Below are 10,649 nucleotides of genomic sequence, written 5' to 3' on the forward strand. Positions count from 1 at the left end.
TATTAATTTCTTGAAAATCAGTGAATCTATAATTAGTCCATCCTAGTTCTTGTTTGCATTGTCTAAATCCGTATTCAACCCAGGTTTTTAGTCCATATAGGTTGCCTAAAGTTTTCTTCATTTTGCTTCTAGTTTCTTGAATATTAGTCATGATAAAGGAAGTCGAATTGGGGGGCATAGTTTCAGTATCGGTAGTAACTTCCCAATAGGTTCGATAATTCCGTTTGCCATAAACTATTTCTCTAATGTATCTAGTTTCAGATGTCTTGGTGCGCGTTCGGGGGCGCCTTCCGTCGGGCGGGGCATTAGCCCCATCGTCATGCGAAGCCATGACTTTGCCAGCTTTGCTTGCTGTGGGTCGCACCGCTTTTTGATTGCTGAAAGTCCTTTGCAATTTACACCACTTGTTCGCTCTGACCTTCTGCTCAGATAATAGCCAGACTCCATGGTTACTCCTAATTGCTAACACCCAAGGTAAATTATGTTTGTCTAACGTTCTGATAAATGAACTAGCCTCCCCGTACAAACTATCCGCTAAGACTAGATCGATCTTGAATCCAATATTCTATTAGTTCTGTAATAATGGATGATGCTAATTCAATCTTCATTTTATAGGTATCTGACTCTTTTAATGTTCCCTTCGGTTTAAACACTTTAAAGACTAAGGGAAAAGTAATATTTTCATAGATTCGATAAGCGTTAACTGATACTATTCCATTGTCTATTTTCCGACGCTTCCTAAATATTGCTTGGCTACATAATCTCTTTTTTTGCCTTTTTTTCTATCTCCTGTTTCATCAATAATTACTGTGATTTTTTGATTTCTTAAAGCTTCTAGAGTTAGAGTTAATCTTTTCTCTTTTAATTTTGTTGCTGACCAAGGTGAATTGGCTAAAAAATGATACAATAATTGAGAATCATGAGTGCGACCTGTTAAGGTCAAAGGTAATATAATTACCGTCAACCTTGTGAGAATTTTCTCATAACTCTCTATTTTATGAAGGTTAAATTCCTTCCGACCAAACCCAAGGTATGAATCCGTCTACCCAGGTTTTGCTAACTGGTAATTAGCATCTCTCGGTGCATGGGTAGAAATGCAGCGCTACCAAAAGTCGTCTTTAGGTAGCGCTGCTAGGGAAGATACATATGGTTAACGTACAGTTAATCCACTCACCTTGTCGTAATGAGGTATGGACGCAAAGCGGCTGAAAATATAGAGCTTCCAACTCTATATCCAAGTTTAGTTATAAAAGCACTTCAGACTTTAAAACGTACAGTGCAGACTAATCGAAGGATAAAGCGTTCGCCTAGAAGGATGTCAATAGGCTGCATTCGAGTCAAGAGCGAATGTGTAAGGGTGTCTGACACGGCATAATGTGGAAACCTAAGTGTATCGAGAAATTGATAGAGGGAACAGGAAAACCCAATGTATCTCCTTATAGAGAATTACACTTTTGCCCTCATCGAACCTAAAGATAGTATGGAAGTCATTATCCCATAATACCTTGAAAAACCCCAAGAGGTGTGTCGAGTAGGCGGATAACCTGGCAATATTTCTATAATGACAGCATCCGAACTCTGTGAGCGACAAAACAAAAGTAATAACTCAATTTAAAAGGTAGACAATTAGTCACAAGATATATTGGAGTAGGATGTCCTAAAAAGCCAATGCCTTAAGGAAACTTAAGGATATGCCCACGTAGGACGGTTAATGCGTAGGATACGACCTAGTATCATCTAATATGCCTAATACGCAGGTGCGTACAGAAGGATTTTAAAACTGACACTTCCAAGGCGGTCTATCGTGGGATTAAAAGGATGAAAACAGCGTTAAACAATCCAAGTCTAAAGACTGGTAACGGTCAAAGACACCTCATTCACAGGGCGCATACCAGGAGCTAGATGAGCTGGAAACTCTCATGTCTCGTTCTGAAGTAGAGGTGAGGGTTAGAAATAAACCCATCGACTATAACTTCCTACTACCTTTGCTATCTCTGGTAATGATTTCCTTTTAATTGGTGAGATGATTCCAGTCACGTAAATATTTAAAACATTCATACAGTCGGCTTTTGAGTAGGAAGCTTCCCACTCAAAACGCGACGTAACTTCTTACATCAGAAAATAAGTCATTATAAGCAGAGCAATATTTATCTACAACGGATACTGTCGGTCTTGGCGATCTCTTTAAATGTTTGAGAATTTGTAATTCTACATCCATTGCCCTCTCTGCCTTACAGCTACCAATAACTTTTTCTATTGTAGCTTAATTCTCGGAAAGTGACAAAAGAGGGCTAGGGTCAAGACTTGGCGATCGCTTTGGCAATCGTGCTAATACTTGGCGCATTTTCCTGTTTCAACCAGTACAGAACTTGCAATCGTTCTTTACAACTCTGTGTTTTAGCTTGATGTAACTGTTCAGCTAGATCATCCAAACTTTCTTTTATTTCAATTGAAGTTACACCAACCATTAGTAAAAAATACTAAATAACTACTTCCAGTTTAGTTCATTTGCCTTGTTTTCAATTTAAATTAGTATAACGCGAGTTCGGTTTGACCAACTTCAAAAAAATTCAAACTTTTCTGAATGAGAACCTTTTATAATGACTGACAAAAAGTAAATCTTTTAAAGTAATGTTACTTTCTCTAAGATTCTTTGTACTTACAATCGTCTTGTTTTTTAACCTGACTTGGTGGACAAATCCAGCACAGGCAAGCATAAACTTTAACGCTCAATTTAGAGCGACTCAAGGTTGTGAGGCTTTTCAATCAATCACAAGAGGAACTAATCCGGGTAATATCAGACTGATTCCTAATACAATTTATCCAGTTATGGCAAAAAATAAGGAAGAGGCTACTCATTATTATCTAACCATTGATGGTGCCGATCCTTCCGCACGTTGGGTTAAAAGCGGCTGTGGAGAACTATTAGAAACTTTTGTATCGCGAGATTTCGATTACTTACTCGCTATTAGTTGGCAACCGGCATTTTGTGAAACTCATCAAGACAAAACGGAATGCCAAACCCAAACCGAAGCTCGTTTTGATGCTTCCAACTTTACCTTACATGGTTTGTGGCCCCAACCAAGAAATAACGTATATTGCAATGTCAGCAATCAGATTGAAGGAATTGACGGTGACGGAAAATGGTCTGATTTACCGCCGATAGATTTATCCGATACTCTCAAGGATGAATTAGCAATCAAAATGCCTGGGTTTGCATCGGATTTACACTTACATGAATGGTATAAACATGGAACTTGCTATCAGGGGACACCAGAAGAGTATTTCAGAGAGTCTCTCGATCTGTTAGACCAAGTATAATAACTCGGTAGTGCGAAATCTCTTTGTTGATAATATTGACAAAAACATCGATAACAGTGAGATTAAAGGTAAATTTAATCAAGCCTTCAGCAATGAAGCAGAAGATAGAGTTTTCGTTGAATGTATCAAAGATAATGAGCCAACCAACAGGAACATGATAGTGGAGTTAAAACTTAATCTCAAAGGAATGATTGAGTCTGATACGTTAATTGCCAATTTATTTAAAAATGGGAAAACAGTTTCCCCTGGTTGTCCTCTAGGGCAGGTAAATAGGGCTGGATTTGATTAAATTTCTGTTCGACAAAGCTCAAGCTTTTTAATTTCACGGTTTTTTCTAGCTTGTCATAGTTTCCTGCCGGTAATTTCGAGATAGAAAGCACGTTCAATTACAGCAGTTTTCGATTGGGTAGATCGTGTCGATCTATCTGAGGATTAGGAATAGGGATTGGGAAATAAGTACTTATGCAGAATTAATTAAACATTCCGTTTTCCTTTGACCCTTTCCCAGCCCCAACTATTAAATTAAGGCGTTGCTGAATCAAGGGATGAATCGGTGCGCAATAGGCACATCCTCAAACTTCAAGTAATGAATTAATAACCTAATTGAATGCTTCAACATCTCCTCAGATTTTAAATAGCAAAGAGTGTGTCTTGGCAAGCATTTACGGTTAAACCGCACTCTTGCCCTTGCCACTTGAGGCGATATGCCCGTGCATGATTTGCCCTAAAGGATTCGGGGTTTGAGTAGGAAATTTTGGTGATAGCCATGTCTAAAGAGTGAGGTAATTGTTTTCTTAATTACCTTTATAAAAGCTTTATCTTGCCTAAAGAGTGACTTCATAAGTTTTGGAACGGACTTTAGGAGCACACAATTACGGTGAGATAAGAGAGGACGAGACTGCCGAGATTCCCTTATCCGAAGGTGTATCCGTGATTGGCGGCAGCTCGATACGTCCGTGTTGTCTAATGAGTTAGCGGAAATAGAAGGTTTGTGTAACGAAGTGCAGCCTATTTCTATAACTCCTATTAGGGGTATAGCCGACATAAGCGCAAAATAGGACATGACACAAAATTATGTAAACTTTTGGATTGATTCGTAAGCAAAACATTACCAAAAAAGGCTATTTATGGGCAAGTTTTCTATTCTTTATGACGTAAGAAGCTAATATTAATATTTCGGTAGTGCATCAAACAAGTGTGGGATAGGTAATTAATTCATGCCAACTCCAAAGAGCGATCGCTAATCCCTCTCTCATAGCAGCAGTAGTTTTCTTGCGACTATGAACCCAAATCCAGTTGAAATAACATCACCATCAACCGCACCATCGCTTCTATCTGTCTCCAAACTTTGGCAAATTTGTTCTGACGGCGATGCCACCGACCAGTTTGTTGTCGAACAATTCCCTTAGTTCGCTTTGACGGCACGAGTCTGGTCTTTGCCAATGATATGCCTGATCTTGACTCCCCAGAACCCGCTTATAACCTCCCCAACAATCGACAATTGGTTTTGCCTTCCGTATTTACTACTAATTGCTCAATAAATTCGTCAGTATGTTTTCCGACTCTGGCTGCTAAAACTAATCCGCTGCCAGTAGCTTGAGTCATGCCAATCCAACAGTCTCCTACCATTACTTTGTCTGAGAGCGTGTGTTTTTGTTTTTTTGTACAAAGGACCAAAATTCATCTCCAGCTAGCTGCTCGGTTTTAATCTGTTTCACTTCTTCGTTGTGAACCATCTCTTCTTTAATGGAAGCTTTTCGCACTAAACTCACTACTGTGTTGTAAGCTAATCTGGTTGTTCGACTCACTCCTCTCAGGTTACTACCTTCTGAATGAGCTTGTAATACCATCTGGATTTTTTTTGGTTCAATTTGTCGCCGATAGTAAATCGTCTCAAAAGTTTCAGTATAAGTTTGTTGGCAATTTGGGCAGGAGTACCTTTGACTTGCTTTACTGGTTTTTCCGTGCTCATGGATCTTTTCATAACCGCAGAGAAGGCATTCCATCCAAGTAAAATAGCTATGAGAACTTGATTATTTTTCTATTCCCACACTTGTTTGATGCACTACCGATGCGTCTGAGTATAGTGCTGGTAACACTAACTCAGACGACTTCCCCCGAATGTAAGTGCTTTAAATCTTATTCACACGGAGATTTTTCCATATTATGCCAAAATCAATTCTGATGAGTTCGGATTCTACGATCGAGCCAATACATAAATTTTCAACTTTAATCGACTTACTACGTACTAAAGCTTACAGTCAACCCGATCGCATCGCATACACTTTTTTACAAGATGGAGAAACAATAGAAAATAGCCTTACCTATGGAGAGCTATACCGACGGGCGAGAGAGATTGGAACTTATCTTCAGTTTATTAATGGGGCGGGCTCTCGGGCACTATTACTTTATTCCCCAGGGTTAGAATTTATCACGGCTTTTTTTGGCTGTTTGTTTGCTTCGGTAGTGGCTGTTCCCATATATCCGCCCAAGCGCAATCAAAAGATGTCTAGGCTACAAGCGATCGTCAAAGATGCTGAGGCTTCAACGGTTCTGACAACCAGATCGGAGTTAACTAAGATATCAAGTCAATTTCCAGAATACTCTAAATTGAGTTCTTTACAATGGATAGCAACTGATAATTTGGTTAGCGATGGAGAAACAAATTGGCAGCAACCTGTAGTAAATAGTGATAGTCTGGCTTTTCTTCAGTATACCTCTGGTTCAACGGGTGTACCAAAGGGAGTTATGGTGAGTCATGGAAATTTGTTACACAATTTAGCTTCAATTCATCAGAGCTTCGACCATGGAACTAATAGTAAAGGCGTAATCTGGCTGCCACCTTATCACGATATGGGTTTAATTGGCGGAGTTTTACAACCAATTTATGGTGGTTTTCCAGTGATTTTAATGTCTCCTATGGCTTTTCTCCAGAAACCAATACGTTGGCTACAAGCAATTTCTCGCTATCGAGCTACTACTAGTGGAGCTCCAAATTTTGCTTACGATCTCCTTTGTCGTAAAGTTAAACTTGAACAATTAGACAGTCTCGATCTTACTAGTTGGGAAGTAGCTTTTACTGGGGCAGAACCAGTACGGGCACAAACTTTAGAGTATTTTGCTAGTACTTTTGCATCTTGTGGTTTTCGTCGCCAAGCATTTTATCCCTGCTATGGTATGGCTGAATCTACTTTGATGGTGTCGGGAGGAAATAAAGAGCGACCTCCATCAATTGCTTGGATTAAAAAGGACTCTTTAGAGCAAGAACGAGTAGTGGAAACAACTAAAGAAGAACCAAGAGCAAAAGCAATAATTGGCTGCGGTAAAAGTCCCGCAGAACAAAAAATTATTATTGTCGATCCTCAATCTTTAACTATCTGTCCTTCAGACAAGATAGGAGAAATTTGGCTGTCTGGTGCTTCAGTAGCCCAGGGTTATTGGAATCAACCAATTCAGACTAAAGAAACTTTTGCGGCTTATACTGCTGATACCCAAGAAGGACCATTTCTAAGGACGGGAGATTTGGGATGTTGGCACAATAACGAATTATTCGTCACGGGTAGACTCAAAGACGTAATTATCATTAGAGGTCGCAACTATTATCCTCAAGATATAGAACTAACTGTAGAGAACAGTCATGCTGCAATACGCCCTAGTTGTACAGCAGCATTTTTAATCGAGAAAGCTGGAAAAGAACAGTTGGTCATTGTTTGTGAGATCGAGCGCAGCCATCTGAGAAGTTTAGATGCTAATGAAGCGATCGCCGCAATTCGTCGAGAGGTATCACAACAACACGAATTACAAGTTTATGCCGTATCCTTAATCAAAACTGCCAGTATTCCGAAAACATCTAGCGGTAAAATTCAGCGCGGTACTTGCCAAACTAAGTTCTTAACTGCCAATCTCAAGACAATTGCCGATTGGTGTTTGAATCCTCGTAACAAACAGGAATTCGTCCATTTAGAAGCGGAAATAGACCTACTAACTTCAAAACTTCAAAGGATCGAACAGCACAATAATAATCTAGTTTCACTCAAGCATTATTATACGCAACCATCGAAATCAAAACTCGATCAACTCGATGTTCAAACAATTCAAAACTGGTTGATTTCTCAGTTAGCCAAACGACTAGCTTTGAAAACATCCCAGATAGAAATCGATAAACCAATTAGCAACTATGGTTTAGATTCTGTTGAAGCCGTTAATCTGACTGGGGAATTAGAACAGTTTGTCGGCAGACAATTTTCTCCTACTTTGTTATGGGACTATCCGACAATTGAAGTACTCGTTCGACATTTAGCTGGCAAAACCGAATCAGAAGCAATTTCTACCACAACTCTAGATTTGCCAGCCGAGGCAGTTTTAGAAGCATCAATTCGTGCAGAAAATCCGCCAAAAACACTGACTGTTGTGGATGAAGCTGATACTATCTTTTTGACTGGTGGGACGGGCTTTTTAGGTGCTTTTCTGCTTCAAGAATTACTCCAGCAAACCAAAGCAACTATCTATTGCTTGGTACGTGGCAAGAATCCTTTTTTAGCTCAGAGAAAACCGATTGAAAATCTTGAATCTTATGGTTTGTGGAATCAGAATTTTGATAATCGAATTATTGCCATTGTTGGGGATTTAGCTAAACCTCAGTTCGGTCTTTCTAAAGAGGAATTCGAGCGACTAGCAGGGGAAATAGATGTTATCTATCATAGTGGAGCTTTACTCAATTATGTTTATCCCTACGAAAGACTAAAACCGATTAATGTTTTAGGAACTCAAGAGGTTTTGAGATTGGCTAGTTTGGTTAAGCTCAAGCCAGTTCATTATATTTCTAGCGTGGCAGTTTTTGAGTCAACTGCATATCGTGGCAAGATAGTTACAGAGTCAGAGAGACTGTTAGCCAGCGATGGAATTTATCTCGGTTATTCTCAAAGTAAATGGGTAGCAGAACAGTTAGCCGTAATTGCTAGCGATCGCGGTATTCCAGTAACTATTTACAGACCACCTTTTATTTCTGGACATAGTAAAACAGGATTGTGGAATAGCGACGATATCATCTGCCGAATAATTAAAGGCTCGATTCAAATTGGATTTATACCCAATCTAGACTATTACTTGGATATGTCTTCTGTGGATTATGTCTGCCAAAGTATTGTTTATTTATCCAGACAAAAAAAGGCTTCGGGAAAAACATTCCATTTGAATAATGCTCATCCTCTTCACTTAAGTCAACTGACTAACAAAATTGCTTCTTTGGGTTATTCAATTCAGCAGGTTGACTATCCCAAATGGCTGGCATTATTGAATCAATATATGTACTCTCGCTCTAATCCTTTATATCCTTTATTACCATTTTTAGCAAAGCAATGGTCTGAAGAAAAATTAAGCATATTAGAGCTATATCAGCAAAGTAGAAAACCTCATATTAGTTGTCAACAAACTCTGGCTGCATTGTCTGATACTTCGATTCGCTGTCCTGCTATAGACGAAAAATTGCTGAATACTTATTTTTCCTATTTCGTTAATAGTGGTTTCTTACCTTCTCCTCTTTCTGAAGAAAAATTTGTAATTATATAACTGTTTAGCTTTTAAGAAAGAGTTCAGAAATTATGGCAAGAGTTTAGATAAAAAGCTGAACTCTTAATTTAAAGAGTCCGAGACAAACCAATTAGTCTACTAGCAAGATACAAATCAAATAAATCATGCAAATTTTAACAGCTAAAAACATCGCTCGAATACCTCAAGTAGTTAAATGGGACGACAGTGTAAATTCTTTTTCAGGTGGATATGAAAAATGAGCTTGCCCAAGTTCGTTGGCAATATCAAATCAGTTACTAGTCGTAGATTAAGACAAGAATTTCCCACCCTAGTCAACAGCATCCACTGGAAAAAGTTATTGTGGAATGAATCTTACTTTATCCCTTCGTGTGGTGGCGTAACCGTTTCACTCCTCAAGAAATATATTGAAAATCAAGATGTGCCATCCTAGATCTCGACTAGTATTCATCCAGACACCGAATTCTTCGATTACGGTGCTGGGCTTCTGCTCAGGCAGCTAAGCAAAGCGATCGCCTGATCTTTTAACTTTGTCCCTTTCACCGCACGAGAAAGAAACATTACTGCTTTGGGTAAGCCACCTCTGACAGATTGAGCCTGTTTGACTAATCTCATGGCATCAGAAGCCGAACGTAAATCTACTCCTGTAGGCTGTACGGGAATAAATGCCAAATCTGACCTAAATAAAATTGCTCTGGTTGCTTCGGATAAACTGGCAGGTCCATCCACTATCAAATAGTCATAATCTACTGCGAGTTCTGGTATCTGTTCGAGCAACTCATCGGGCGAACCAATCACCTGACAAGGAATTTCAATGTCTTCCATCCCCTCAACCCATAAAGAACTAGAACGTTGACTATCGGCATCTATTAATAATGTCTTTCTTTTCTTCTTCTTGATTAGCCAATAAGCTAAATGGACGGAGGTAGTGGACTTGGACACTCCGCCTTTTTGATTGACTAACGATACAACCTGTCCCATAAACAGTATTTACTTGTGCGACCCGTTTCAGCCTAACTACAGCTTGTAGGAACGCTGAGGGTAATTTCTATAACCTAGAAAATATAATAACTCTAAGTTCATGTAGGTTAAATTCCTACCGACGAATGAGACGTTTGATTCCATATCCTATGTGCTGCTAGGTAACATCGTCCGTGGTGCAGAGCTAGGATAAAAGCGGATAGCTGATAGCCGAATTTGGTAATTCTGCAAGGAAAGTTGTTTATGTTCAACAAAGTCTAACTAATTTTAAGCTTCGTTAACTGTAAGTAGTGTAACGGCTTAATACACTATCGCCAAAAGGCAACAGAGGTCTGTATTTCTTTTTTGAGTAGATAAAATTTTCTCATCATTATACCTCTCGGAGTATAGATTAGGGACTAACAACAACGTGAAATGAATTTAGGGAACGGGATAACCCCATATTTCTATCAAGACATAATCCTTGATAAACCAGATGTGAAGCGTATGAAAAATGGGAGTAGGATGCTGTAAGAAGCCAATGCTTAACCTGAATTAACAGGTAATGCCTGACAAGGATGGATGTAATGTCCGAGATATGCCGACGTACAGCCCTGAGTCTGATTAGGGAAATAAGTAGTTCTTAATATGCCTAATACGCAGATGCGTACAGAAAGAACTAAAACGTGCGACCCGTTTCAGCCTAACTACAACTTGTAGGAACGCTGAGGGTATATCCTAGTAGAACCTAGAAAATACAATAACTTTAGATTCATGTAGGTTAAATTCCTACTGACGAATGAGACGTTTAATTCCATATC

The 10,649-nt window shown here is 39.1% G+C and carries 7 protein-coding genes and 3 pseudogenes; 4 read left to right on the plus strand and 6 right to left on the minus strand.

Annotated features, from left to right (window positions below; all coding sequences use genetic code 11):
• From V6C71_08445 to V6C71_08455, 3 genes and pseudogenes are all read right to left on the minus strand, one after another.
• Positions 1-976 (minus strand): annotated as a pseudogene (locus V6C71_08445) (IS701 family transposase).
• A 998-nt stretch (positions 977-1,974) separates the two neighbouring features.
• Positions 1,975-2,218, minus strand: a pseudogene (locus V6C71_08450) (hypothetical protein).
• Positions 2,219-2,297: 79 nt separating this feature from the next.
• Complete coding sequence (locus tag V6C71_08455) at positions 2,298-2,468, minus strand: hypothetical protein (protein HEY9768527.1); 171 nt, start codon at positions 2,466-2,468, stop codon at positions 2,298-2,300.
• A 361-nt stretch (positions 2,469-2,829) separates the two neighbouring features.
• Here V6C71_08455 and V6C71_08460 point away from each other — a divergent pair, with 361 nt between their 5' ends.
• Both V6C71_08460 and V6C71_08465 read left to right on the plus strand, forming a co-directional pair.
• Complete coding sequence (locus V6C71_08460) at positions 2,830-3,321, plus strand: hypothetical protein (protein ID HEY9768528.1); 492 nt, start codon at positions 2,830-2,832, stop codon at positions 3,319-3,321.
• Between the two features lie 10 nt (positions 3,322-3,331).
• Complete coding sequence (locus tag V6C71_08465; GenBank protein ID HEY9768529.1) at positions 3,332-3,610, plus strand: hypothetical protein; 279 nt, start codon at positions 3,332-3,334, stop codon at positions 3,608-3,610.
• A 341-nt stretch (positions 3,611-3,951) separates the two neighbouring features.
• Here the strand turns inward: V6C71_08465 and V6C71_08470 are convergent, their stop codons facing one another.
• The gene (locus tag V6C71_08470) at positions 3,952-4,089 is read right to left on the minus strand and encodes a hypothetical protein (GenBank protein ID HEY9768530.1); all 138 of its coding nucleotides are present in this window, start codon (positions 4,087-4,089) and stop codon (positions 3,952-3,954) included.
• 419 nt (positions 4,090-4,508) lie between these two features.
• A pseudogene (locus V6C71_08475) lies at positions 4,509-5,327 on the minus strand (IS1 family transposase).
• Between the two features lie 178 nt (positions 5,328-5,505).
• Here V6C71_08475 and V6C71_08480 point away from each other — a divergent pair.
• Both V6C71_08480 and V6C71_08485 read left to right on the plus strand, forming a co-directional pair.
• A complete protein-coding gene (locus V6C71_08480) occupies positions 5,506-8,889 on the plus strand; it encodes a thioester reductase domain-containing protein (protein ID HEY9768531.1) in 3,384 nt (1,127 codons plus the stop codon).
• A 217-nt stretch (positions 8,890-9,106) separates the two neighbouring features.
• Complete coding sequence (locus V6C71_08485) at positions 9,107-9,301, plus strand: transposase (protein ID HEY9768532.1); 195 nt, start codon at positions 9,107-9,109, stop codon at positions 9,299-9,301.
• A 38-nt stretch (positions 9,302-9,339) separates the two neighbouring features.
• Here V6C71_08485 and V6C71_08490 read toward each other — a convergent pair whose 3' ends face one another.
• A complete protein-coding gene (locus V6C71_08490) occupies positions 9,340-9,849 on the minus strand; it encodes an AAA family ATPase (GenBank protein HEY9768533.1) in 510 nt (169 codons plus the stop codon).
• Positions 9,850-10,649 lie beyond the last annotated feature (800 nt).

Origin of the sequence: Coleofasciculaceae cyanobacterium (assembly GCA_036703275.1) — a bacterium.
In the GTDB taxonomy this organism is placed as follows: domain Bacteria; phylum Cyanobacteriota; class Cyanobacteriia; order Cyanobacteriales; family Xenococcaceae; genus Waterburya.